Raw genomic sequence first — 23,639 nt, forward strand, 5'->3', positions numbered from 1 at the left:
GTGACCTTCACCGTCTACGTGCCGCTGCTGGTGACCGTCGTCCTCGGGGTGCTCGCCCCCCGCGTCGCCCGCCGGCTGCCGCCCCGCTCCGCCGCCCGCTCCCTGGCCTGCGCCGCACTGGTGACGGCCCTCGGCTGGCTCGGCTCGCTCGCCCTGCTGTCCTTCACCGGTCTCGCGCAGATCCCCGAGGTCGCCGAGCAGGGCCACTGGTCGGTGGCCGCGCTGCGCGCCGAGGACCCGGTCTCCCTCGCCGTCGCGGCACTCGGCGCGCTCGGCCTGGCCGCCGGGGCCGGCTCGCTCGCCGTGGCCGTCGTACGGGCGACGCGGCACCTGCTGTGGGCCCGGCGGGAGGCGGCGGCGCTGCCCGGCGGCACCGAACTGGCCGTCCTCGACGACGAGGTGCCCCAGGCCTTCGCGCTGCCCGGCGCGCCCGGCCGGATCGTGGTCTCCCGGGGCATGCTGCGCTGCCTGGGCGACGACGAGCGCGCCGCCCTGCTCGCGCACGAACGGGCCCATCTGCGCGGCCGGCACCACCTCTACCTCGCCCTGTGGCGGTGCGCGGCCGCCGTCACCCCGCTGCTGCGGCCGCTCGCCGACGCCGGAGGCTTCGTGCTGGAGCGCTGGGCCGACGAGGACGCCGCCGCGCATGTGGGCAGCCGTAGGGTGGTCGCCCGCGCCGTCGGCCGCGCCGCCCTGGCCTCCGCCGCCGTGGCCGGCCGTCCCGCGCTGGCCGCGACCGGCGGGGCCGTGCCGCAGCGGGTGCGGGCCCTGCTGGCCCCGCCTCCGCCGCCCCGGGCCCTGCCGTTCGTGGTCGGCGCCGCGCTGCTCGCCCTGTGCTGCGCCAGCCTCGCCGAGGCCGTCTCCGACAGCGAGCGCATGGTCGTGACCGCGCGCTCGGCCGAGTGCGCCTCGGCCACCGCCCCCGCGGACCCGGCCGGTCCGGGCCTCGCCGCCCCGGTCGCCGCCGACCCGGACCCCCGCGCGGACGGCGCGCCGCACCGGCACCACCACTGCCACCCGCGCCGGCACGACAGGCCGGCGTAGTACGGCGGTACCACCCCCTCTGCCCCGTTCAGCCCCCAGTACCACGGGTTCGTGGGGTTTCGGCGCCTAGCGTGGCGGTTGAGACGTCAGACGTGGCGGACGCCGCGGCCCGCGAGGGCGCGACGGACGCCGCGGTCCGCGAAAGAGGGAGCCCGCATGATCGAGGCACGACGACTGACCAAGAGGTACGGCGAGAAGACGGCGGTCGACGGACTGGACTTCGTCGTCAGGCCCGGCACCGTCACCGGCTTCCTGGGCCCGAACGGCGCCGGCAAGTCCACCACCATGCGCATGATCGTCGGCCTCGACGCCCCGACGAGCGGCTCCGTCACCGTGGGCGGCCGCCACTACGCCGGCCACCGCGCCCCGCTCCAGGAGGTCGGCGCGCTGCTGGAGGCGAAGTCCGTCCACCCCGGCCGCTCGGCCTACCAGCACCTGCGGGCGCTCGCCCTGACCCATGGCATCCCGCGCCGCCGCGTCGACGAGGTCGTCCAGCTCGCCGGGCTCGGCAGCGTCGCCGGGAAGCGGGCCGGTTCCTTCTCGCTCGGCATGGGCCAGCGGCTCGGCATCGCCGCCGCCCTGCTCGGCGACCCCCGCACGGTGATGCTGGACGAGCCGGTCAACGGCCTCGATCCCGAGGGCGTCCTGTGGATCCGCAACCTGCTCACCTCGCTGGCGGCCGAGGGCCGGACGGTCTTCGTCTCCTCCCACCTGATGAGCGAGGTCGCCCAGGTCGCGGACCACCTGATCGTCGTGGGCCGGGGACGGCTGCTCGCCGACACGACCGTGCGGGACCTGGTGCGCGCGGCGGGTGGTGACACCGTCAGGGTCGCCACCGCGGACCCCGGACGCCTGCGGGAGGTGCTCGCCGGGCCGGGCGTGGAGATCACCGGGCGCATCGGCTCGGAAGAACTCCAGGTCAGCGGGGTCACCGCCCGTGAGATCGGGCTGACGGCGGCCGAACACGGCATCCCCCTGTTCGAGCTGAGCACCAAGGCGGTGACGCTGGAGTCGGCCTTCATGGAACTGACCCGGGACGCCGTCGAGTACCACGGCACCACGGGCACCGACCGTGCGGGCACCACTACCGGTACCGAACGCGCGGGCACCACCACCGGCACCGACCGCACCGGGAGCGCCGCATGAGCACCCTCACCGAGACCACCTCGGCCGCCGGGAACACCGGGGCCGCGTCCGGCCGCCCCGCCTACCGGGTGACCGGACGGCGCGTCCTGGCCTCCGAATGGGCCAAACTCTGGTCCCTGCGCTCCACCTGGATCACCCTCGGACTGGGACTGCTGTTCCTCGTCGTCTTCGGCGTCATCGCCGCCTACCGCTACCAGTCCATGCTCGGCTCACCCCGCATGGACAAGGAGTTCGCCCGCTCCACGGCCCTCAGCCTCTCCCTCTTCGGCGCCAACTTCGCCCAACTCGCCCTCGGCGTACTCGGCGTACTGGTCACGGCGGGGGAGTACTCCACCGGCATGATCCGCTCCACCATGGCGGCGGTGCCGCGCCGGCTGCCCGTGCTCTGGTCCAAGGCGGCGGTGTACGGGCTGATCGCGCTCGTCGTCGGCACGGCCGGCGCGTTCGTCGCCTTCCTCGTCGGCAGCCGGGTCGTCTCCGGCACGCCCGCCGCCCTGACCCTGGGTCACCCGGGCGTCGTGCGCGGCCTGTTCGGCGCCGGGCTCTACCTGGGGCTCGTCGGGGTCATCGGCACGGCCCTGGGCGCCCTGCTGCGCTCGGTGGCGGGCGGCATCTCCGTCCTGGTCGCCGCCTTCATGCTCGTCCCCGGCCTCGCCTCCCTGCTGCCCGCTTCCTGGCAGGATCACATCGGCCCGTACCTGCCGAGCAACGCGGGCCAGGCGGTGTACGCGCTCACGCACGACGCCACCACGCTGTCCCCCGGCGCCGGGCTGCTGGTCTTCCTCGGCTGGACCGCGCTGGTGCTGGCGGGGGCGGCGTACCGGCTGCGGCGGGGGGACGTCTGACGGGGACCCGCGCCGTGACCGCACTGTCTCCCGCCGCGCCCGTCCCCGGGCCCCCGGCGGTCACGGAGGACCTCGGCGCGATCGGGCCGCTGGTCGCCCGGCTCGGCCGGGCCGGCCGGCGGCTGCGGCACGCCGACCGCGCCCGGCCCTGGGCGCTGGACACGGCCGTGGTGGCCGTCGTCTTCCTGCTGTTCTGTCTGCCGGACCTGCTGCACGGCGGGGTCGTCGACGCCGACGGACCGCGGCGGTTCCGGCTCGCGTTCACCCGGCCGCCGCTCTGGGCCATGCTCGCCGCGCAGGCGGGCCTGGTACTGCCGCTGCTGTGGCGCAGGCGCCGTCCCGCGACGGCCTTCGGCGCCGTCGCCCTCGTGTTCGTCCTCCAGTGGGCGATCGGCGCCGCCCTGCACGCGGACGTCGCGCTCCTCATCGCCCTGTACAGCCTCGCCCTGTACAGCCTCGCCCTGTACAGCCTCGCCCTGCACGGCCGGCCCCGCCAACTGCCCTGGGCCTGCGCGGTCATGGCCGCCGGCCTGTGTCTGGTCGCGGTACGGGTGTCGGTGGTCGTGTCCGTGACGGACGCGCTGTTCTTCCTGCTGAGCACGGCGACCGCAGCCCTCGCGCTGCGCCTGGTGATCCGGATCCGCCGTGCCCAGCTCGCCGCGCTGCGGGACCGGGCGGCGCGCCTGGAGACGGAGCGCGACCAGCGCAGCAGACTGGCCGCCGCCTCGGAACGCGCCCGGGTGGCAAGGGAGATGCACGACATCGTCGGCCATCACCTGTCGGTCGTGATCATCCTCGCCGACGCGGGCGCCCGCGCCACCGCCACCGCCACCGGTCCCGAACGCGGCGCGGAGGCCCTGCGCCTCATCGGCGACACCGGCCGCCGGGCACTGGGCGAACTCCGGCGCGTCCTGGGCGTGTTGCGGGACACCGACACCCCGTCCACCGGTCCCGAACTCGGCCCGCAGCCCGGCCTCGCGGACATCGACACCCTGTGCCACGGCGTGCGTGCCGCCGGGCTCGACGTCGTCCACCGGACCGCCGGGAACGTCGAATCCCTGGACGAGGGCGTGCGGTTGACCGTCTACCGGATCGTGCGGGAAGCCATCACGAACACCCTCAAGCACGCGGGCACCGGCACCCGGGTGGAGCTGGCGATCGACGTCGAGGACACCCGCCTCGGCATCCGGGTCCGCGACACCGGCACGGCCGCCGGAGCCCGCCGACAGGCGGACGGACAGGGCCTGACGGGCATGCGGGAGCGCGCGGCGCTGTACGGCGGGCACGTCAGCGCGGGCCCCGCGCCGGGCGGCGGCTGGACCGTGTCGGCCACCCTCGACCTCACCCCACGGGAGGGAGCGCCGTGACCACCGTGCTCATCGTGGACGACCAGCCGCTGCAACGGTACGGCTTCCGTATGCTGCTGGACTCCGTCCCCGACACCGAGGTGGTCGGTGAGGCCGCCCATGGCGCGGAGGCCGTCCGCAGGACCGCCCAATTGTGCCCGGACGTCGTCCTGATGGACATCCGCATGCCCGGAATGGACGGCATCGAGGCCACCCGCCGCATCGTCGCCGCCGGGGACCGCTCACGCGTCCTGGTGCTGACCACCTTCGACCTGGACGAGTACGTGCACGCGGCCCTGCGCGCCGGCGCCAGCGGCTTTCTGCTGAAGGACGCCCGTCCCGACGAACTGCTGGCCGGCATCCGAGCCGTCGCCGGCGGCGACGCGGTGATCGCCCCCGCCCTCACCCGCCGCCTCCTGGACGCGTACGCCCGCTACGGCTCCGCCCGCACCGACGACCCCCGGCTCGACCGCCTGACCGAGCGGGAACGCGAGATCCTGGTCGCCATCGGCAACGGCTGGACCAACGGCGAGATCGCCGCCCGCCTCGTCCTGTCCGAGTCCACGGTCAAGACCCACGTCGGCCGCGTCCTGGCCAAGACGGGCGCCCGCGACCGCGTCCAGGCGGTGATCTTCGCGTACGACCTCGGCCTGGCCCGCCCCCACGCGCGCTGACGCCGGACCCCTGTCCTCCCGGCCCGGCCCCACGCCGCCCCGGGTCATCCCTAGGCCACACGAGTGACCCACGCCCGCCGGAAAAGCGGGGCGGGTTCCGCGAGCCACCCGCCCGGCGGCCCGTCACCGGGCGGCCCGCTCCCGGCGCGCTGCCCGGCCCGACCGCACCCGGCACGGCGCGGACGAAGGTGCGGGGCCGGTGGGGCTGGCCCACGATGGACGCGGGTCGTGTCCCGCCGACGCGGCCGCAGCCGTACGTAGTCGAACCGAGGGAGCGTCGGATGCGAGCGGACGGCACCGCACCCGAAGGGACCGCGCCGGGCGGTCCGGACCCCGGGGAAGTGCTGCGCGGCTGCGCGCGGGACGTGCTGGAGGTCGCCGAGGGCATCCGCGCGGTCTCCGACCGCACCGCCGCCACCCTGTTCGCCCCGGACCTGACCGCCGCCACCCGCCGCCGCCCCCGCGGCGCCCTCGCCGGGCGCTGGGCACTGCTGCGGGCCCTCACCGGAAGGCCGGGCCTCGGCGGCCTGGCGGGCCCGGGTACGCGCGGCGGCCTGCCCCGCGCGCTCGGCGGGGAGAACCTGGCCGTGCCGGTGGCCCTCACCGCCCTGCGCCTGCGGATCACCGCGCTCCTCGCCGACCACCCCGAACTGGCGCGCGCCCCGGGCATGCGCCTGCTGACCCGGGCCCTCGCCGCCGACCGCGACCAGGACGCCGTACGGGCCCTGCGCGCCCTGCTCCGGGACCGTACGGCCCAGCGCGCCCTGTCCGGGCTCGCGCCGCTGATATCCGAACTCCTCACCGTCCGCGCCCTGTTGGACGGACAGTCCGAGGGGGCCGGCACCGCCGAGGGCGGCGCCGAGGCCGTCGAGCTCACCGACCAGCGCCGGCGGACCCTCGCCACCGAGGGCTCCCTCCTCGGCTTCCTGCGCAACATCGAGGTGCTGTCCACCGACGGGCGGATCCTCGTGCAGAACGTGCGCGGCCCCGACGGCGTCGTCCGCTACGTGCTCCAGGCCCCCGGCACCGCCCCCGGCCGCCCCCGCGCCGACGCCCCGCAGGACCTGATGGGCGCCTGGCGCGACCTGCGCGCGACGGACTCCCCGTACACCCGCTCCCTGGTGCACGCCCTCGCCGTCCACGGCATCCCGCGCGGCGCCGAACTCGCCCTGATCGGCCACGGCGAGGGCGGCAACGCGGTCCTCAACCTCGCCCAGGACGAGGAGTTCTGCCGCACCTACCGCGTCACCCACGCCATCGCCGTGGGCTCCCCCTACGGCGACCGGAAACCCGCCGACCCCCGCACCTGGGTCGCCACCGTCACCAACCAGTACGACCTGGTGGCCGCCCCGGACGGCCACCGCACGGACCCGGCGGCCCCCTCGGAGCCGGTCGGCCCCACCCGCTACCACGTCGAATACGCCGGACCCACCCGCGAGTTCCCCCTGTGCCACCGGCTGCGCGAGTACATCGAGCACCTGAGGTCCCTGCTCCCCGGGGCCCGCGCGGACATGGACGAGGCGCTCGCGCCCTACCGCGGCCCCGTCGTGCGCACCCAGGCCTACCAGCTCAAGGACCGCGCCCACCCGCCCGCCGGCCATCCCTTCCTCACCCTCGCCACCGCCCCCGTGCGCACCACGGTGGGCCCGGTCGACGTGCCCGTGCGCTACTACGACTCCGCCGCCGCGCACCTCTGCTTCCCCGTCGACCCCGCCGCCGCCCGGAGCCTGCTGCCCGACGCGGACTGGCTGAACCCCAGCCGGCTCGGGCCCCGGGCCCTCGCGGTGCTCTCCGTGCACGAGCACCGGTGCACCACCATCGGCCCGTACACCGAGATCGCCCTGTCCGTCCTGGTGGACGACCTGTGGCGGCCGCGACCGTACGACGCCGTCACCGATCTGCTGCGCCGCGTCGACCTGCGCCGCACCGGCCGCTACGTCCTCTCGCTCGCCGTCACCACCGAGGCGGCCCGCGTGGTCGCGCAGGAGGTCTGGGGCCAGCCGGCGCTTCGGATGCGCGCCGAGGCCGACCTGACGGGCCGGGAGATCCGGGCCCGGTCCGAGGAGCTCGGGCTCGTGGTCGAGGGCCGCCTCGGACCGGGCGTGCGCTGCCCGGACGCCGACCGGGCCCTGTACGGCCGCCGGGGCACCGGCACGGTGCGCACCCTGGTCCGGGCCCACGGCAGGCTCCGGCTGCACCCGGGCGCGGGCGTCCGGGTACGGCTCGACACCGCCGCCGCCGAACCCCTCGCCGGGCAGCTGCGCAGGCTCGGCATCCACGCGGCCCGGCCTCTGTTCGTGCTCGCCTGCCCGCAGTTCACGGCACACCGCGGCGGCGGTGCGGTGCTGGCCCGCTGAAGTCTCAAGCGCCGTGAGAATCCAGCCGAGTTGGGAGTCCCCATGGTGACCGAGTCCCCCCGGGCGAGCACCGGCGGTGCCGATGAAGTTCTGGCCCACGTGGGCCGGTTGCGGGCCGACGCCGGGCTCATGGACGGCTACGCCCGGCGTCTGCGCACCACCGCCGGCACGCTCGCCACCTGTCCCTCGGCACCCGGGTGGAGCCGCCCCGCCCTGGAACGACAGGCGGCCGCCTGTGCCTCGGCGGCGGACCGGCTGCGCGCCGCCGCCGAGGCGCTGCTCAGCCATGCGCGCGCCGACCGGCCCGCGCAGGGCACGGCGGCGTCGTCGTAGCGGGGTGCGGTCAGCCGGGCTGTTCCTCGGAGCCGGGCTTCGGGCGGGCGCGGGTCCAGGAGGGGTCGACGATCGGGAGGGGGAGGGGGAGGGGGAGGGGGAGGGGGAAGCGGTGAGCGGTGTGGTGCATGGGGATCCTTCGGACTGGTGGGGGGTGGGTCCGCGACGATGGTGTGAAGAGCGGGTGGGCCGAAGAGCCTTAGCCGGACGGTGATGCCGTCCCGCGCCCGTGCTGATCGTCGAGGCCGGGGCGGCGGGCGTCCGTGCGGGACGACCGGTCGGTTCCGCCGTCCGGGGGCGGGCGGTGCAGTGGTCGGAGGAAGGAGGGCGGAGCCATCGCCGTGCGCCTTTCGTCCGGCCTCGCGTGGAATGCGCCCGGCCTCGCGTGGTGGGGGTGTCGGTCGGCCGGCCGCGCGCAGCAGACGGCACACCGCCCCGGACGAGGCCGTGCCGCGGCCCGTCCCCCGACCGGCCGCGCCGCCTGCTCCTCGGTCGGCCGGAGCAGTCGCTCCACTTTCCCATCTGCCAACAACGGGCCGCAACCTGCGAGTTGAAAATGGCAGCCGGCCGTGTGCATGCTGCCTGCATAGGGCACACATATGCGAGCGACGGTGTGCGAGGGCGACCCTGATGCCTGCTCCCGGGGGTGGGGATGACCACGGAGACCGACTGGGGCGGCGCTCCCCGCGCGCTGCGCATGATCCTCGGCCGGCGGCTGGCGGAGCTGCGGATCAGGGCCGGGCTCGGATACGCCGAGGCGGCCACCGCCATCGGGGTCAGCCACTCCACGATCCGCCGCATGGAGGCCGCCACGGTGGCCCGCCTGCGCCTCGCGGACGCCGAGAAACTCCTCCAGGTCTACGGCATGACCGACCGGCGCGAGATCGACGCCTTCCTGCGCTCGGTGCGCGAGGCCAACAAGCGCGGCTGGTGGCACGGTTACCGCGACGTCATGCCCGACTGGTGCGCCGCCTACCTCAGCCTGGAACAGGCCGCCGACCACATCGTCGGCTACGGGAACCAGTGCGTGCCCGGCCTGTTGCAGACCGAGCGGTACGCCCGCGCCCTGCTCCGCGCGACCCACCCGCACGCCCCCGCGGAGGCCGTCGAACGCCGGGTCGCCGTGCACATGCGACGGCAGCGACTCCTGGCCAGGACCGAGCCCCCGCGGGTGCGGGTGGTGATGGACGAGACCGTGCTGCGCCGGACCGTCGGCGGCCCCGCGGTGATGCGCGCGCAGATCGACCACCTGGTCGAGATCGGCCGGCTGCCCCACGTGACCGTGCAGCTCATGCCGTTCGCCCATGGCCCGCACCCCGCGACGCCCGCGGCCGCCTGCCATCTCTTCCGCTTCCGGGCCCGTGAACTGCCCGACACCGTCTTCGTCGACGGTCTGCTCGGGGCCGCCCACGTCGACAAGCCCGAGCACGTCGACTCCTACCGCCAGGCCCTGGACCGCCTCGCCGCCCAGGCCGCGCCCGCGGCCCGGACCGAGACCCTGCTCGGCGCGATCCGCGGGGAGCTGTGAGGACCGCCGCGGTCTTTGGCGGGGAGCGGGGCACCCGCATGGCCCTCGGCCGGCTCGCCCGGCTGCCGGAGGAACGGTAGAACCGGATACATGACCGGATCGGCACGCGCCGGGGCCGGTCATCGATGCAACACGGTCTTGCCGGCCGTCGACGGCCGGGACCGGCCCGCCCGTCAGGAAACCGGGGGAACGAGACAGATGTCCGTCCGCAGCCGCACCACCCTGCTCACCGCCCTCGCCCTCGCCGCCGGCCTCGGCCTGGCCGCGGGGACACCCGCACTCGCCCGCCCCTCGGCCGTCCGCCCCAGCGACGCCGCCCAGGGCGACGCGCGCAACGTCACCCAGCACGTCGCCGACTTCTACGGCGCCTACATCGACGCCGCCTGGGCCGGCGACGACAAGGCCGCGGACGCCGGCGCCAAGGCCCTGCGCGCCTTCTACCTCTCTCCGGCCGCCCAGCAGAAGGTCGCCGCCTACGAGACCGAGAAGCACGCCGACGGCATCCTGTTCGCCCAGAACCTGCCGGTGCGGTGGCAGGTGACCTACACCGGTTCGGGCGCCGGCCACGCCACCAACCAGGTGACACTGACCTGGAGCGACGGCCCCCACGCCGAGGTCACCCGGATCGACGTCGAGTCCGACCTGCGGACCCTGAAGATCACCGACCTCAGGCCGGCCGGCTGACCCGGCGGCACGGTCGTACGGCCCCGCTCCCGCTGGAGCGGGGCTACGGCCGCTCCGCGCCCGCCGCGTCAGGTCGTACGGCCGGCCGCCCGTGACCATGCCCATGGCCGTGGTGGTGCCGGTCGACGGGGGCGCGGTGCAGCGCGATCAGCGCGGCGTCGTCGCCGAGGCGGCCCCCGGCGTGGGCGAGCAGATCGCGCCGGATGTGGTGCAGCAGCGCCTCGGGGCTGACGTCGGTCCACCGCGTCACCCGCTCCGCGAGCGGATAGAACCGGCCTTGGGCATCCCGTGCCTCCGCGACCCCGTCGGTGTAGAGCAGCAGCGTGTCACCGGGCGCGAAGGAGAAGGCGTCCAGCGTGTGCTCCGTGCTCGCCGACAGCCCCCGCACGCCGAGCGGGGGCGAGGGGTGCAGGCTCGGCGTCGTCACCCCGTGCCCCGGGCTCAGCAGCAGCGGCGGCGGATGCCCGCAGCTGGTCATCCGGGTGATCTGGTCCCGGTCCGGGATCTCCACCAGCAGCGCGGTGGCGAACCGCTCGCCCGCCTCCTCCGCAGGCTCCAGATCGGCCGTGTACCGGGTGACGCTCTGCTCCAGCGCGCTGACCAGCTCCTCCAGCGCCCGATGCCGGTGGGCGCCCTCCCGGAACGCGCTGAGCAGCAGCGCGGCCTCGCCGATGGCGGGCAGGCCCTTGCCGCGGACGTCGCCGATCAGCACCCGTACGGCGCCGTCGCACCGGGTCGCCGCGTACAGGTCGCCGCCGATCTGCGCCTCGTCCTCCGCGGCCAGGTACAGCGAGGCGATCCGCAGTGGGCCGATCCGCTCGGGCAACGGCCACATGAGCACGTGCTGCGCGGCCTCGGCGACCGTGCGGACCTGGGCCAGCTGGGCCTGCCGCCGTTCGCGCAGGGCGCTGTAGAGGACCACCAGGACCGAGAGCACCGCGATGGTGATGACCTGCACGATGTGGTTCGAGGTGCCGATCCCGCCGTGGGCCGCGCCGACGAGGACCTGCGCGCCCGTGGCCAGCGCGCCGACGGCGGCCGTGGTCCGGGGGCCGGCGAAGGACGGGGTCAGCGCGGGCGCGATGACCAGGGCCGGACCGAGGTGGATGCTTTCCGGCGACCGTATGTCCACCACCGTGATCACCACGATGAGCGTGACCGGCAGCAGCAGCAACGCGTGCGACGACAGCCAGAACCGCCGGGGACCCGCCGTCGGCCCGACCCGCAATCTCATGCCTACCAGCGTGCTCCCGGCCGGATCGAGCGGCCACTCGCCCCGGCGGGGCGTCGCGGAGCCGCCCCTTCCGAGTCCCCGCGGGAGTGCGGTGTCGCCCCGGCCGCCCCGGGTACCCGTACGGCCCCCCGGGGCCCGCCCAGGCCGCCGGGGCACGGTGCCGCGAAGGGAGGGCCATGACGCACAACCGGGAGGAGACCGCGTCCGCACGGCGGCAGGACGTCCCGGAGGTCACCGAGCTGCGCCTCGCGACCGACGGACCGCAGCCACGTCCCCCGGACGGAGCCGGTACACCGCCGCAGACCCCGCGAGGGCAGGGGACACCGGCACAGACCCCGCCGGAAGAGGAGACGCGGCCCCGGACCCCGCCCGCACACCGCGGCCCCGAGGGGCCGCACGGATCCGACGCGCCCGACCTGCCGCACGACCGCAGCCAGGCCATCCTGGAGGCCGCCAAGCAGATCGGCGCGCTCCTCAAACGCGCCGGCCACCCCTTCGCGCTGGCCGGCAGCGTCGCCGTCTACGCCCACGGCGGCAGCCGCTACCTCCAGCACGACGCCGACTTCTGCGTGCTCCCGGACGACGCCGACGCCGTGGCCGCCACCCTGCGCGAGGCCGGGCTCGCCGTCCGCACCCCGCCGGAGGACTGGCTGCTGAAGACCACCTGCCACGGGCAGAACGTCGACATCATCTTCGCGCTGGCGCACGAGCCCGTCACCCGGGACATGCTCGACCGGGCGCACGTCCTGCCCGTCGACTCCGTGCTCATGCCGGTGCTCTGCCCGACCGACCTCATTCGCAGCCTGATCAGCGCCTTCTCCGAGCATTACTGCGACTTCGGGGCCGTGCTGCCGGTGGCCCGCGCCGTGCGCGAGAAGGTCGACTGGGACGTGGTCCGCGACACCGGGGGCGAGCAGCCCATGGCCGCCGCCTTCCTCTTCCTCCTCGAACGCCTGAACGTGATCGAACCCCGTGAGGACCGGCCATGACCGACGCCCCACCACCGCCGGACACCGGGCTGGACTACCGCGTCGCCCACCTCGCCGAACGCCTGGCCACGGGGAGTCTCGGCGAACTCGGCGTACGCCTGGAACTGCGCGGCGACACCGTCCTGCTCACCGGCACCGTCCCGTCCGCCCAGTGCCGGGACGAGATCCTGGCCACGGCCCGCGAGGAACTGGCGCACCACCCGGTCCACAGCGACCTCCTCGTCGCCGGCACCTCCTCGCCCGACCACGGAGAGGACCTGACATGATCCGCGTCGCGGCCGTCGGGGACATCCACATGGGCCCCGACAGCCAGGGCACGCTGCGCCCCTCCTTCGACACGCTGTCCGAGTGCGCCGACGTCCTGCTGCTCGCCGGCGACCTGACCCGGCACGGTACCCCTGAGGAGGCCGCGGTCGTCGCCCGGGAGATCAAGGACCTCGGGGTACCCGTGGTCGCCGTCCTGGGCAACCACGACCACCATGACGACCACCCCGAGGAGGTCACGGCGATCCTCCGGGACGCGGGCGCGCACGTCCTGGAGGGCCAGGCCGTCGTCGTCACCGCGGGGGACGCGCGCATCGGGGTCGCCGGGACCAAGGGCTTCGGCGGCGGCTTCGTCGGGCGCTGCGCCGGTGAGTTCGGCGAGCCCCTGATGAAGGAGTTCGTCCGCTACACCCGGCGCTGCGCCGACGGGCTCCACGCCGCGCTGAAGGACCTGGAGCAGTGGGACCCCGACGTGCGGATCGCCCTGACCCACTTCTCGCCCGTGCCCGACACCCTCGCCGGAGAGCCGCCGGAGATCTACCCGTTCCTCGGCAGCTACCTCCTCGCGGAGGCCATCGACACGGCGGGCGCCGACCTCGCCGTCCACGGCCACGCCCACGCGGGCAGCGAACACGGCATGACCACCGGCGGTGTCCGCGTCCGCAACGTGGCCCAGCCGGTGATCGGCCAGGCCTTCCACGTGTACCACCTGCCCGACCACCCGGGGTGAACCCGGCGCCGGACCACCGCGCCGCGGCGCGCGTTCCCGTACGGCTCGGGGCCGCCGCCGTACCGGCCGCCGCCCGTTCCGGTGCGACCCCCGTCAGGCTGCCGTGCCCAGGGCCGCCGCCGTACCGGCCGCCGCCCGCTCCTGTGCGACCTCTGTCAGGCCGCCGTGCCCAGGGCCGCCCGTTCCGGCACGTCCCCGTCCGGCGTCGGCACCGCGGCCACCGGCAGCAGCCCGCCACGGCTCCGGAGCAGCAGGCCCGCGCCCACCGAGGCGGCGATGAGCAGGCCCCCTGCGACCAGGGCGCCGCGCGCTCCGGCCGTCTGCATGAGCAGACCCAGCAGGGGCGGCCCGCCGAGACCCCACACGGTGCCGATGGTGCTCCACACGCCGAGCACCCGGCCCCGCAGATGCGCGGGCGGATCGGTCTGGAGCACCGCCGTGCCCGCGGTGTCGGAGACGGACTCCACCACGGCCATCGGCAGCACCAGCACCAGCAGCACCGCGAGCGAAGGCGACAGCCCGGCCACCACCTGGAGCAGGCCGCCCGCCGCCGCGAGCAGCCCCACCGTGCGCACCGACGGGCTGCGCAGCCGGGCGCCGAGGACCGCGCCGAGGATGCCGCCGACGGCCAGCACCGTGGACACGGTGCCGAAGGACCCGGCGCCTCCCGCGAGCGGTCCCGTGACCAGGACGGCGAGCGTGAGGCCGTAGTTGCGGCCGAAGACGGAGCTGACCGCGGTGATCCCGGCCAGTGCCATCAGCCGGGGCCGCCGCACGAAGTAGGCGAGCCCCTCCCGGGCGCTCGTCTCCACACGCTCGGGCCGGGGGCCTACCTCGGCCACGGGCCGCTCGGCGGCCCCGCGCACGGGCCGCAGGAACGGCACCACCGACGCCACGAACAGGAAGGAGAGCCCGTTGGCCGCGTAGGCGGCACCGGTGCCGAGGAAGGCCACCGTCACACCGGCCAGCGCGGTGCCCACGAGCCGCCCCGCGCTGTGCACCAGGGCGCCGACACCGATCGCGGAGGGCACGTCCTCCACGGGGACGAGATCATTGCCGAGCAGCGCACAGGCCGGGCCGTCCACGGTGGCGATCACACCCGTGACGGCGGCCAGCACCAGCAGCGCCGGCATGTCGATCCGGTCCAGGGCCACGAGCAGCGCCATGGTGAACGCCACCGCGCCGAGCAGCGCCTGGCTGACGGCGACCGTCAGCTTGCGGGGCCAGCGGTCCACGGCCGCGCCGCCCAGCAGACTCACGAAGAGCGCGGGCGCCGCCTGCACGGACATCGACAGACCGGTCGCCGCCGCCGAGCCGGTGATGTGCAGCACCAGCAGGTTCTGCACCGTGAGCTGCATCCAGGTGCCGGTGTTGGAGACCAGGTTCGCGACCGACCACCAGCGCATGCCGTGATGCCGCAGCGACCGCCACGGCGCACGTGAGGCCGGTGCGGCCATGTCAGGAGAAAAGGACACGGAGGTACTCGACAACCAAGGGTCGGGAGGAGTGACCGACGGTGACCCGCGAGCCGGCTGCGCTGCACGGCCGGACCACCCGGTCAGGGCGCAGCCCATCGTGACAGACGGCGGGGGAGGGCCGTCGGCGGACACCCGCGCCGGCAGGGTCGTACGGCGGTCAAAGTGCCTTGGGCGCCCGGCGGTTGGGGCACCGCGTGGGGTTGCTCACAGACTCCGCCGGGCGCCGGTTTACGGGCGCCGCCCCGGGCTACGCGGACCGTGGCACCCGAGGCGGCCGAGACGGGTGCGAGGAGGCTGTCATGGCTGATGACCAGCGTGGACGGACGTCCCCGCCGACGCGCCGCGCACCGCCCGCCCGCACCCCCGCCGGCACCGAACCGGCCACCGCCCGCAGCGCCCTCGGCCTGCGCCTGATCCTGTCCGTCCTCTTCCTCCCCCTCTTCACCGCCGCCACCGTGGGCTTCGCCCTCTGGTCCGCGCACCAGGGCCCCGGCGACAGCCCCGGCCGCGGCCCGCTGACCGCCCTCGCGGTGGTGTGCGGAGTCCTCGCCCTGGCCGCGGCACTGGACCTGGCGCGGGTGACGGGACGCCGGCGGCGGGAGCGCGGCACGAGCGACGGCCTGGGCTGACCGCGGCCCCCGAGGTGCCTCGCGCCTGGTGGCACGTGACACCCATTGCTCGGCTTTGGTCGGAAGAAGGCCGTGAATATGCCAATCGACCGCTACTGAATCCGGGATTCCGGGAGCAGTCTGCTGACGTACCGCCTGCCCCGCCGTGTCCCGAGGTCCGGAAGCCTCCCCGCACACGGCGGGGCTGGTCTGCCGGGGCCGCAAATGGGTTGCGGCGGGGACGGCGCGCTCGGTGAGCTGGGGTCATGGACTCCACGGCGGGCGGCATCGAGCGGGCGGAACGGGTCGGCACCGGGCGATCGGCCTCCTGGCGCGGGCCGGCCGTGCTCGGCGCCCTGATGCTGGCCGCCTTCACCTTCAACACGACGGAGAACCTGCCGGTCGGCCTCCTGGACCTGATCTCGCGGAGCCTGAAGGTGTCACCCTCCGAGGTCGGTCTCCTGGTCACCGGTTACGGCGTGACGGTCGCCGTCGCGTCCCTGCCGCTCGCCCACGGCGCGCGGTCGGTGCCCCGGCGCCATGTGCTCACGGGGCTGCTGGCCGCGCTCGTGGTGTCCAGCCTGCTCGCCGCGTCGGCACGTTCCTACGGGCCGCTGCTCGCGGCGAGGCTGCTCACCGCGCTCGCGCAGGCGCTGTTCTGGGCCGTGATGGGGCCGGTCGCGGTGGGCCTGTTCGCGCCCGAGGCCCGCGGGCGGGTGGTCGGGGCGCTGTCCGTCGCCGGTTCGCTCGCCCTCGTGCTCGGCGTGCCCGCCGGCACCTGGCTCGGCGGCCACACCGACTGGCGGATGCCCATAGGCGCGCTGGCCGCCCTGGGTCTCGTCTCGCTGGTCACGATCGCGGCGCTGCTTCCCAGCTCGCCCCCCGAGGCCGAGCCCGCCGCCTACGGGACCGCCCCCGACACCCGCCGCTTCGGGACCGTGCTCGCGGCCGGCGCCCTGTCCGCCACCGGGGCGTTCACGGGATACACGTACATCGTCAGGTTCCTCGGCGAGGTGAGCGGGTTCTCGCCGGGCGCCGTCGACGTCCTGCTCGTGACGTTCGGCACCGCGTGCCTGGCCGGCGTGAGCGTCACCGGGGCGCTGCTGGACCGCTTCGCGCGCGCCGCGCTGACCACCGCCGTGGCCGTCCAGGCGGTCGGCATGCTCGGTCTGTACGCGGCCGGTACGCGACCGGTGGCGGCGGTGGTGTTCCTCGCCCTGACGGGCGGCGCGCTCGGGCCGGTGTTCATGGCCGCCCAGAACGAGATGCTGACGTGCGCGCCCGGCCGTACGGACATCGCCCTCGCGGCCAACTCCGGTGCCTACAACGCCGGTATCGCGGCGGGCGCCGCCCTCGGCAGCCTGCTCCTGCCGCTCGCGGACGTGCGCGGCACCTTCCTCGCCGGCGGGCTGCTGACCGCCGGGGCGTGCGCGGTGCTGCTCGGCGGACGGCTGTCACATCCGTAGGCCCACCGGTGTCTTCATTCCGTACCCGCGGACATCGCCTACGGACGTACGGCGTACCGCACCCGGATCTACCGCATACGAGGAGAACACCATGGCGCTCCGCCTCCCCAGGGCCGCACTCCCCGCCCACATCGAGGAGAACATGATCAAGCAGCTCGGCGCCGTGCCCGAGAACGTCGAGGTGACCTGGCACAGCCCTCAAGTCGCCCAGGACAACCTGGAGTTCGGCGGCAAGGTGGGCGCCTGGGGGGCCGCCGACGCGGCCCTGAAGTCGTACGCGCACATGGCCGTCGCGGCGCAGGTCGGCTGCGGCTGGTGCCTCGACGTCGGCTACTTCCAGGCGCGGAACCAGAACCTGGACCTGGCCAAGGCGAGCCAGGTGCCCGTCTGGCGGGAGTCGGACGTGTTCACCCCGCTGGAGCGGGACGTGATGGAGTACGCCGAGGCCATGACGAACACGCCGCCGACCGTCACCGACGCGCAGTACGCGAGCCTCTTGGAACGACTCGGGGCCCCGGCGATGGTCGAACTCACCGCGTACGTCGCCTTCGTCAACCTGGCGACGAGGGCCAACGTGGCCAACGGCGTCACCTCCCAGGGCTTCTCCGACGCCTGCGAGATCCCGCTGGCGACGCGTCCGGAGCGGCCCGGGGGCGCCGCCCGATGACCGAGGACCCCTTCGTCGCCCACCGCAGCCTGCTGTTCACGGTCGCCTACGAGATGCTCGGCTCGGCCGCCGACGCCGAGGACGTGCTCCAGGAGTCCTGGCTGCGCTGGGCCGGCGTCGACCACGCACAGGTGCGCGACCCGCGCTCCTACCTCGTGCGGACCGTCACCCGGCAGGCGCTCAACCGCCTGCGGACACTCAACCGCAGCCGCGAGGACTACGTCGGAGAGTGGCTGCCGGAACCCCTGCTGACCAGCCCCGATGTCGCGGAGGACGTCGAACTCGCCGAGAGCGTCTCCATCGCGATGCTGACCGTGCTGGAGACGCTCGCTCCCGTGGAGCGGGCGGTGTTCGTGCTCCGGGAGGTCTTCGACGTGCCGTACGCCGAGATCGCCGAGGCCGTCGGCAGGTCCGCGGCCACGGTACGCCAGATCGCGCGCCGCGCCCGCGCCCACGTGGCGGCCCGGCAGCCGCGGGTACGGGTGAGCCGCGCGGAGCAACAGGCCGTGCTGGAACGGTTCCTGGCCGCGCTGCGCACCGGGGAGATCCGGGACCTCATGGATGTCATGGCCCCGGACGTGGTGATGGTCGCCGACGGCGGCGGGCTGGCGGCCGCCGCGCGGGTCCCGCTCCACGGGGCCGGACCCGTGGCGGCGCTCCTGTCCCGCGTGGACCGCTCGGCGTCCCGCACGACGATCGTATGGCTCAACGGCGCCCCCGCGGCCAGGATCGACACGGACGGCCGACCGGTCACCGTGAGCCTGGTGGTGGCGGACGGCCGGGTCAGCCGCATCTACGCGTCGGCGAACCCGCACAAGCTGACCCGGCTGGACGAGCCGGTCGCTCTCGCCCGGTAGGCCCGCCGGGTCCTGGTTCTCCCTTCCGTCCCCCTGTGGGGCTTCCCACCCGTTGAAGATCTTGACGCTCGTCGTCCGGATCGCTGAACTGTCCCCGGGCCGTGCGACCACGCGGCCCGGGGGAAATCCGCCGGCATTCACCTGGTGATGCCTGAAACGGGCGGACAACGGGAACAGCCTCGTACGGCCGATCACCGGACACGGGGCGAAGGGGGAGATGTGCATGGCAGGTGCGTCGAAGTCGAGGGCGAAGGCGACGGGCTGTCCCGTCTCATGACCGCCGAAGGGCATCTCGACCGGCTCCGCCCGACGGCGGCCCGCCTCGCCCGGTTCACCGGGCGCACCCTGCGCGGCGAGTGGCACGCCATCGTCGTCGACCCGGTACGGCAGCTCGCCCGGCGCGGGCTGTCCGGGCTGCTGCTGGCCTTCCTCGCCGCGTTCGGGGTCATCTTCTTCCACGACGTCGCCCAGCACCCCACCGGAGCGGTGTGGGTCACGCGGCTCGGCGGCGTCAAGGCCGACCTGCCGCTGTGGCTGTCGCTGCTGCGCACCCCGGTGTCGCTGTACGTCCCGGCGCTCGACCTCCCGGTCTGGGCCGGCATCACCCAGCTCTTCCTGGCCTTCGCCCTCGCCGAACTCACCCTCGGCCGCTCCCGCACCCTCGCGATCGCCTACGCCACCACGCTGGCCGGCACCCTCGTCGCCCGGCTGATGATCGCGATCGGGCCCGGCTGGCACGGCCTCGGCCTGCCGGCGGACTGCGGGCACGTCCTCGACACCGGGCCCTCGGCGGCGGTCGTCGGCCTGTTCACCTACCTCTCGGTCGTCCGGCGCGCGCCGGTGGTGTTCACCCTGACCGGCGGCTCGATGGTGTGGGAGTCGATCGCCGTCCCCAACCTCGCCGGCCGCGAGCACCTGATCGCGGTGGGCTCGGCCGTCGTCCTCGGCCTCCTGCACGGCCGCCGGGAGCGGCTGCGGACCCTCGGTCGCTCCCTCCTCCCCACCACCCGCACCCCTCGACCATCCCCTACGGCCCCTACGGCCCCTACGGCCCCTACGGCCCCTACGGCCCCTACGGCCCCTACGGCCCTCCCCGCGGCCGCCTCCGTCCCCGGCCCCGCGTCCCCTCGCCCGGCCGGCGGTCGGACCGGCACCACCGCGATGACCTCCCTCGAACGCTGACCGTGCCCTGTGGCGCCGCGCACACCCTCGGTGTGATGGTTTTCGCATACGGCCCCGCACGGGCAGCCCCTAGGGTTGCGCGGGAAATGGCAGGGCAGGGCGTGTCTCACACCATGACGTTCGTCGCCGCCAGGCAGCTGAAGGGATTCCAGGATGTTCCGTAAGGTGCTGGTCGCCAACCGCGGAGAGATCGCGATCCGCGCGTTCCGGGCGGGCTACGAACTCGGCGCGCGCACCGTCGCCGTGTTCCCGCACGAGGACCGCAACTCGCTGCACCGGCTCAAGGCCGACGAGGCCTACGAGATCGGGGAGCCGGGGCACCCGGTGCGCGCCTACCTCTCCGTGGAGGAGATCGTGGCCGCCGCCCGCCGGGCCGGCGCGGACGCCGTCTACCCCGGCTACGGCTTCCTGTCCGAGAACCCGGAGCTGGCCCGCGCCTGCGAGGAGGCGGGCATCACCTTCGTCGGCCCCGGCACGGCCACGCTGGAGCTGACCGGCAACAAGGCGCGCGCGGTCGCCGCCGCCCGCGCGGCCGGCGTACCCGTGCTCGGCTCCTCCCAGCCCTCCACCGACGTGGACGAACTGGTGCGCGCCGCCGAGGAGATCGGCTTCCCGGTGTTCGTCAAGGCGGTCGCGGGCGGCGGCGGGCGCGGCATGCGCCGGGTCGAGGACCGCGCCCAGCTGCGCGAGTCCATCGAGGCCGCCTCCCGCGAGGCCACGTCCGCGTTCGGCGACCCGACCGTCTTCCTGGAGAAGGCCGTCGTCGACCCGCGCCACATCGAGGTGCAGATCCTCGCCGACGGCGAAGGCAACGTCATCCACCTCTTCGAGCGCGACTGCTCGCTGCAGCGCCGCCACCAGAAGGTCATCGAGCTGGCACCCGCCCCGAACCTCGACCCCGCGCTGCGCGAGCGGATCTGCGCCGACGCCGTCCGCTTCGCCCGCGAGATCGGCTACCGCAACGCGGGCACCGTGGAGTTCCTGCTCGACAGGGACGGCAACCACGTCTTCATCGAGATGAACCCGCGCATCCAGGTCGAGCACACCGTCACCGAGGAGGTCACGGACGTCGACCTGGTCCAGGCGCAGCTACGGATCGCGGCCGGCGAGACCCTCGCCGACCTCGGCCTCGCCCAGGACACCATCACCCTGCACGGGGCCGCGCTCCAGTGCCGTATCACCACCGAGGACCCCGCCAACGGCTTCCGGCCGGACACCGGCCGGATCAGCGCCTACCGCTCACCGGGCGGCTCCGGCATCCGGCTCGACGGCGGAACCACCCACGCCGGTACGGAGATCAGCGCCCACTTCGACTCGATGCTGGTCAAACTCACCTGCCGGGGACGGGACCTCAAGGCCGCCATCGGACGCGCCCGGCGTGCCGTCGCCGAGTTCCGCATCCGCGGCGTGGCCACCAACATCCCCTTCCTGCAAGCCGTGCTGGACGACCCGGACTTCCAGGCCGGGCGGATCACCACCTCGTTCATCGAGGAGCGCCCGCACCTGCTCACCGCCCGCTCCTCCGCGGACCGCGGCACCAAGCTGCTCACCTTCCTCGCCGACGTCACGGTGAACAAGCCGCACGGCGAACGCCCCGACCTGTTCGACCCGTTGACCAAGCTGCCCGCGGTGCCCGCCGGTGAGCCGCCCGCCGGCTCGCGCCAGCTCCTGGTCGACCTGGGCCCCGAGGGCTTCGCCCGCCGGCTGCGAGAGTCGCCCACGATCGGCGTCACCGACACCACCTTCCGCGACGCCCACCAGTCGCTGCTCGCCACCCGGGTGCGCACCAAGGACCTCCTCGCTGTCGCCCCGGTCGTCGCCCGCACCCTGCCGCAGCTGCTGTCCCTGGAGTGCTGGGGCGGCGCCACCTACGACGTCGCCCTGCGCTTCCTCGCCGAGGACCCCTGGGAGCGGCTGGCCGCCCTGCGCGAGGCCGTGCCCAACATCTGCCTCCAGATGCTGCTGCGCGGCCGCAACACCGTCGGCTACACGCCGTACCCGACGGAGGTCACCGACGCCTTCGTGCAGGAGGCCGCCGCCACCGGCATCGACATCTTCCGCATCTTCGACGCCCTCAACGACGTCGGCCAGATGCGCCCCGCCATCGAGGCCGTACGCGAGACCGGCACGGCGATCGCCGAGGTCGCCCTCTGCTACACCGGCGACCTGAGCGACCCCGCCGAGCGGCTCTACACCCTCGACTACTACCTGCGGCTCGCCGAGCAGATCGTCGACGCGGGCGCCCATGTCCTGGCGATCAAGGACATGGCCGGGCTGCTGCGCGCCCCGGCCGCCGCCACGCTGGTCTCGGCGCTGCGCCGCGAGTTCGACCTGCCCGTGCACCTGCACACCCACGACACCGCGGGCGGTCAGCTCGCCACCTACCTCGCCGCGATCCAGGCGGGCGCGGACGCGGTGGACGGCGCGGTCGCCTCCATGGCCGGGACGACCTCGCAGCCGTCGCTGTCCGCGATCGTGGCCGCCACCGACCACTCCGAGCGGCCCACCGGCCTCGACCTCCAGGCGGTCGGCGACCTGGAGCCGTACTGGGAGGGCGTGCGCCGGATCTACGCGCCGTTCGAGGCGGGTCTCGCCGCCCCGACGGGCCGCGTCTACCACCACGAGATCCCCGGCGGCCAGCTGTCCAACCTGCGCACCCAGGCCGTCGCCCTCGGCCTCGGCGACCGCTTCGAGGACATCGAGGCGATGTACGCCGCCGCCGACCGCATCCTCGGCCGCCTGGTCAAGGTCACCCCGTCCTCCAAGGTGGTCGGCGACCTCGCCCTGCACCTGGTGGGCGCCGGGGTCTCCCCAAAGGACTTCGAACAGACCCCCGACCGGTTCGACATCCCCGACTCGGTGATCGGCTTCCTGCGCGGCGAGCTGGGCACCCCGCCCGGCGGCTGGCCGGAGCCGTTCCGCACCAAGGCGCTCCAGGGCCGCGCCGCGGCCAAGCCGGTGCCCGAGCTGTCGGCCGAGGACCGCGAGGGGCTGGCCAAGGAGCGCCGGGCGACCCTCAACCGGCTGCTGTTCCCCGCGCCCACGAGGGAGTTCGACACCCACCGGCAGTCGTACGGCGACACGAGCGTCCTGGACAGCAAGGCGTTCTTCTACGGTCTGCGGCCGGGCAAGGAGTACGCCGTCGACCTGGAGCCCGGAGTACGGCTGCTGATCGAGTTGCAGGCGATCGGCGAGGCCGACGAGCGCGGCATGCGCACGGTGATGTCCACGCTCAACGGCCAGCTGCGGCCCATCCAGGTACGTGACCGGGCCGCGGCCTCGGACGTGCCGGTGACGGAGAAGGCCGACCGCTCGAACCCGGGCCATGTGGCGGCGCCGTTCGCCGGTGTGGTGACCCTCGCCGTGGCCGAGGGCGACGAGGTGGCGGCCGGTGTCACCATCGCCACCATCGAGGCGATGAAGATGGAGGCCGCCATCACCGCCCCGAAGGCAGGCCGGGTGTCCCGGGTGGCCATCAACCGGATCCAGCAGGTGGAGGGCGGCGACCTGCTGGTCGAGCTCGGCTGAGTCGACGCGGGAGCGGCCAGATCCCTCCCGGATCCGGCCGCTCCCGCGTCGGGGACGTCTGTCCGGGGCCGTCCGGCCTCGGACGAGCCGCGCGTCAGGCCTGGGGCGACAGGGGTCCGTCCCAGAGCGGATACGACATGACCTGCTGGAAGCCCTCCGGCCGCGCGCCGGTGTAGGTCAGGCTCAGCCGCGTGTAGCGCTCGAAGGACGGGTGCTTCTTCCACTGCGTGTCGCCGCTGAGCCGGATGACCACCGGGTAGGGGTGGAAGGCGCCGGCCGCGCAGTACGGCTTGCAGTCGTTCACCCAGTTGGTGCCGGTGCCGGTGGCGCCGTCGGCACCCCAGGAGGTCCACCGGAGCCCCTTGAGGCGGCTGTTGCCGTCACCGCAGGCCAGGATGAAGTCCGTCGGGCGGACGTTGCGGTGGGAGAAGCAGTCCACCAGCACCCTGTCCCCGCGCGCGGCCGGCGCTGTCGCGGTCGGCGACGCGGTCGCGGTCGGCGGGCTGGCCGAAGCCGTCGTCATCCCCGCCGTCAGCAGCGCCGCCGCCGTCAGGGTCACCGCCGTTCCCGCCACTGTTCCGCGCATGGCCGCTCCCACCGTTCGTGCCGTGTCCGAGCAGGTGCCATCGACGCTACGGCCACGCGGCGTATTCCACCAGTCGCGCAGGTCGCACCGCGT

Annotated in this window: 21 protein-coding genes; 18 read left to right on the forward strand and 3 right to left on the reverse strand. The window is 74.7% G+C overall.

Annotation, left to right across the window (positions count from 1 at the left end):
• The 9 genes from AB0927_RS09400 (at nt 1) to AB0927_RS09440 (ending at nt 9,957) form a co-directional block, all read left to right on the forward strand.
• The gene (locus tag AB0927_RS09400; protein WP_366666941.1) at nt 1-1,044 is read left to right on the forward strand and encodes a M56 family metallopeptidase; all 1,044 of its coding nucleotides are present in this window, start codon (nt 1-3) and stop codon (nt 1,042-1,044) included.
• A gap of 156 nt (nt 1,045-1,200) precedes the next feature.
• The gene (locus AB0927_RS09405; protein WP_366666942.1) at nt 1,201-2,190 is read left to right on the forward strand and encodes an ATP-binding cassette domain-containing protein; all 990 of its coding nucleotides are present in this window, start codon (nt 1,201-1,203) and stop codon (nt 2,188-2,190) included.
• A complete protein-coding gene (locus tag AB0927_RS09410) occupies nt 2,187-3,035 on the forward strand; it encodes an ABC transporter permease (protein WP_366666943.1) in 849 nt (282 codons plus the stop codon). The genes AB0927_RS09405 and AB0927_RS09410 overlap by 4 nt, the downstream gene beginning before the upstream one ends.
• A 23-nt stretch (nt 3,036-3,058) precedes the next feature.
• Nucleotides 3,059-4,402: a sensor histidine kinase gene (locus AB0927_RS09415; protein ID WP_366667102.1), complete on the forward strand. Its 1,344-nt coding sequence runs from the start codon at nt 3,059-3,061 to the stop codon at nt 4,400-4,402.
• Nucleotides 4,399-5,055, forward strand: a complete 657-nt coding sequence (locus tag AB0927_RS09420) for a response regulator transcription factor (RefSeq protein WP_366666944.1) — start codon at nt 4,399-4,401, stop codon at nt 5,053-5,055. The genes AB0927_RS09415 and AB0927_RS09420 overlap by 4 nt, the downstream gene beginning before the upstream one ends.
• A 281-nt stretch (nt 5,056-5,336) precedes the next feature.
• Nucleotides 5,337-7,412, forward strand: a complete 2,076-nt coding sequence (locus AB0927_RS09425) for an acetoacetate decarboxylase family protein (protein WP_366666945.1) — start codon at nt 5,337-5,339, stop codon at nt 7,410-7,412.
• Nucleotides 7,413-7,454: 42 nt separating this feature from the next.
• Complete coding sequence (locus AB0927_RS09430; protein ID WP_366666946.1) at nt 7,455-7,745, forward strand: hypothetical protein; 291 nt, start codon at nt 7,455-7,457, stop codon at nt 7,743-7,745.
• A 652-nt stretch (nt 7,746-8,397) separates the two neighbouring features.
• Nucleotides 8,398-9,273, forward strand: coding sequence for a helix-turn-helix transcriptional regulator (locus AB0927_RS09435; protein WP_366666947.1), 876 nt, complete (start codon nt 8,398-8,400; stop codon nt 9,271-9,273).
• Nucleotides 9,274-9,471: 198 nt separating this feature from the next.
• Entirely contained in the window at nt 9,472-9,957 is a 486-nt protein-coding gene (locus AB0927_RS09440) for a hypothetical protein (RefSeq protein WP_366666948.1), read from the forward strand.
• Between the two features lie 43 nt (nt 9,958-10,000).
• Here AB0927_RS09440 and AB0927_RS09445 read toward each other — a convergent pair whose 3' ends face one another.
• Nucleotides 10,001-11,191 carry a PP2C family protein-serine/threonine phosphatase gene (locus tag AB0927_RS09445; protein WP_366666949.1) on the reverse strand — a complete coding sequence of 397 codons (1,191 nt, stop codon included), beginning with the start codon at nt 11,189-11,191 and terminating at the stop codon, nt 10,001-10,003.
• Nucleotides 11,192-11,367: 176 nt separating this feature from the next.
• On the opposite strand from AB0927_RS09445, the gene AB0927_RS09450 reads away from it, so the two are divergent.
• From AB0927_RS09450 to AB0927_RS09460, 3 genes are read left to right on the forward strand one after another with little or no spacing between them, the layout of a single operon-like run.
• A complete protein-coding gene (locus AB0927_RS09450) occupies nt 11,368-12,180 on the forward strand; it encodes a hypothetical protein (RefSeq protein WP_366666950.1) in 813 nt (270 codons plus the stop codon).
• A complete protein-coding gene (locus AB0927_RS09455) occupies nt 12,177-12,446 on the forward strand; it encodes a BON domain-containing protein (protein WP_366666951.1) in 270 nt (89 codons plus the stop codon). Before AB0927_RS09450 ends, AB0927_RS09455 begins: the two co-directional genes overlap by 4 nt.
• On the forward strand, nt 12,443-13,174 hold the full coding sequence (locus AB0927_RS09460) for a metallophosphoesterase (RefSeq protein ID WP_366666952.1): 732 nt from the start codon (nt 12,443-12,445) through the stop codon (nt 13,172-13,174). Before AB0927_RS09455 ends, AB0927_RS09460 begins: the two co-directional genes overlap by 4 nt.
• Nucleotides 13,175-13,329: 155 nt before the next feature.
• On the opposite strand, the gene AB0927_RS09465 is transcribed toward AB0927_RS09460, so the two are convergent.
• A complete protein-coding gene (locus tag AB0927_RS09465) occupies nt 13,330-14,631 on the reverse strand; it encodes an MFS transporter (RefSeq protein ID WP_366666953.1) in 1,302 nt (433 codons plus the stop codon).
• Between the two features lie 320 nt (nt 14,632-14,951).
• Between AB0927_RS09465 and AB0927_RS09470 the strand changes: the two genes are divergently transcribed.
• The 6 genes from AB0927_RS09470 to AB0927_RS09495 all read left to right on the forward strand — a co-directional run bounded on the left by AB0927_RS09470 (nt 14,952) and on the right by AB0927_RS09495 (nt 22,960).
• Entirely contained in the window at nt 14,952-15,281 is a 330-nt protein-coding gene (locus tag AB0927_RS09470) for a hypothetical protein (RefSeq protein ID WP_366666954.1), read from the forward strand.
• 338 nt (nt 15,282-15,619) lie between these two features.
• A complete protein-coding gene (locus AB0927_RS09475) occupies nt 15,620-16,726 on the forward strand; it encodes an MFS transporter (protein WP_366667103.1) in 1,107 nt (368 codons plus the stop codon).
• A gap of 91 nt (nt 16,727-16,817) precedes the next feature.
• Nucleotides 16,818-17,393: a carboxymuconolactone decarboxylase family protein gene (locus AB0927_RS09480; RefSeq protein ID WP_366666955.1), complete on the forward strand. Its 576-nt coding sequence runs from the start codon at nt 16,818-16,820 to the stop codon at nt 17,391-17,393.
• Nucleotides 17,390-18,250 carry an RNA polymerase sigma factor SigJ gene (gene sigJ / locus AB0927_RS09485; RefSeq protein WP_366666956.1) on the forward strand — a complete coding sequence of 287 codons (861 nt, stop codon included), beginning with the start codon at nt 17,390-17,392 and terminating at the stop codon, nt 18,248-18,250. Before AB0927_RS09480 ends, sigJ begins: the two co-directional genes overlap by 4 nt.
• A gap of 273 nt (nt 18,251-18,523) precedes the next feature.
• Nucleotides 18,524-19,432 carry a hypothetical protein gene (locus AB0927_RS09490; protein ID WP_366667104.1) on the forward strand — a complete coding sequence of 303 codons (909 nt, stop codon included), beginning with the start codon at nt 18,524-18,526 and terminating at the stop codon, nt 19,430-19,432.
• A gap of 153 nt (nt 19,433-19,585) precedes the next feature.
• On the forward strand, nt 19,586-22,960 hold the full coding sequence (locus AB0927_RS09495) for a pyruvate carboxylase (RefSeq protein ID WP_366666957.1): 3,375 nt from the start codon (nt 19,586-19,588) through the stop codon (nt 22,958-22,960).
• A gap of 94 nt (nt 22,961-23,054) precedes the next feature.
• Here AB0927_RS09495 and AB0927_RS09500 read toward each other — a convergent pair whose 3' ends face one another.
• Complete coding sequence (locus AB0927_RS09500) at nt 23,055-23,546, reverse strand: hypothetical protein (RefSeq protein WP_366666958.1); 492 nt, start codon at nt 23,544-23,546, stop codon at nt 23,055-23,057.
• Nucleotides 23,547-23,639 lie beyond the last annotated feature (93 nt).

It is taken from the genome of Streptomyces sp. NPDC048106 (assembly GCF_040706415.1).
Taxonomy (GTDB): domain Bacteria; phylum Actinomycetota; class Actinomycetes; order Streptomycetales; family Streptomycetaceae; genus Streptomyces.

Coding starts and splice junctions, on each gene's coding strand:
- AB0927_RS09405 (WP_366666942.1), top strand. CDS start 1,201: ATGATCGAGGCACGACGACTGACCAAGAGGTACGGCGAGAAGACGGCG.
- AB0927_RS09410 (WP_366666943.1), top strand. CDS start 2,187: ATGAGCACCCTCACCGAGACCACCTCGGCCGCCGGGAACACCGGGGCC.
- AB0927_RS09425 (WP_366666945.1), top strand. CDS start 5,337: ATGCGAGCGGACGGCACCGCACCCGAAGGGACCGCGCCGGGCGGTCCG.
- AB0927_RS09430 (WP_366666946.1), top strand. CDS start 7,455: ATGGTGACCGAGTCCCCCCGGGCGAGCACCGGCGGTGCCGATGAAGTT.
- AB0927_RS09435 (WP_366666947.1), top strand. CDS start 8,398: ATGACCACGGAGACCGACTGGGGCGGCGCTCCCCGCGCGCTGCGCATG.
- AB0927_RS09440 (WP_366666948.1), top strand. CDS start 9,472: ATGTCCGTCCGCAGCCGCACCACCCTGCTCACCGCCCTCGCCCTCGCC.
- AB0927_RS09445 (WP_366666949.1), bottom strand. CDS start 11,191: ATGAGATTGCGGGTCGGGCCGACGGCGGGTCCCCGGCGGTTCTGGCTG.
- AB0927_RS09450 (WP_366666950.1), top strand. CDS start 11,368: ATGACGCACAACCGGGAGGAGACCGCGTCCGCACGGCGGCAGGACGTC.
- AB0927_RS09455 (WP_366666951.1), top strand. CDS start 12,177: ATGACCGACGCCCCACCACCGCCGGACACCGGGCTGGACTACCGCGTC.
- AB0927_RS09460 (WP_366666952.1), top strand. CDS start 12,443: ATGATCCGCGTCGCGGCCGTCGGGGACATCCACATGGGCCCCGACAGC.
- AB0927_RS09465 (WP_366666953.1), bottom strand. CDS start 14,631: ATGGCCGCACCGGCCTCACGTGCGCCGTGGCGGTCGCTGCGGCATCAC.
- AB0927_RS09470 (WP_366666954.1), top strand. CDS start 14,952: ATGGCTGATGACCAGCGTGGACGGACGTCCCCGCCGACGCGCCGCGCA.
- AB0927_RS09475 (WP_366667103.1), top strand. CDS start 15,620: ATGCTGGCCGCCTTCACCTTCAACACGACGGAGAACCTGCCGGTCGGC.
- AB0927_RS09480 (WP_366666955.1), top strand. CDS start 16,818: ATGGCGCTCCGCCTCCCCAGGGCCGCACTCCCCGCCCACATCGAGGAG.
- sigJ (WP_366666956.1), top strand. CDS start 17,390: ATGACCGAGGACCCCTTCGTCGCCCACCGCAGCCTGCTGTTCACGGTC.
- AB0927_RS09490 (WP_366667104.1), top strand. CDS start 18,524: ATGACCGCCGAAGGGCATCTCGACCGGCTCCGCCCGACGGCGGCCCGC.
- AB0927_RS09495 (WP_366666957.1), top strand. CDS start 19,586: ATGTTCCGTAAGGTGCTGGTCGCCAACCGCGGAGAGATCGCGATCCGC.
- AB0927_RS09500 (WP_366666958.1), bottom strand. CDS start 23,546: ATGCGCGGAACAGTGGCGGGAACGGCGGTGACCCTGACGGCGGCGGCG.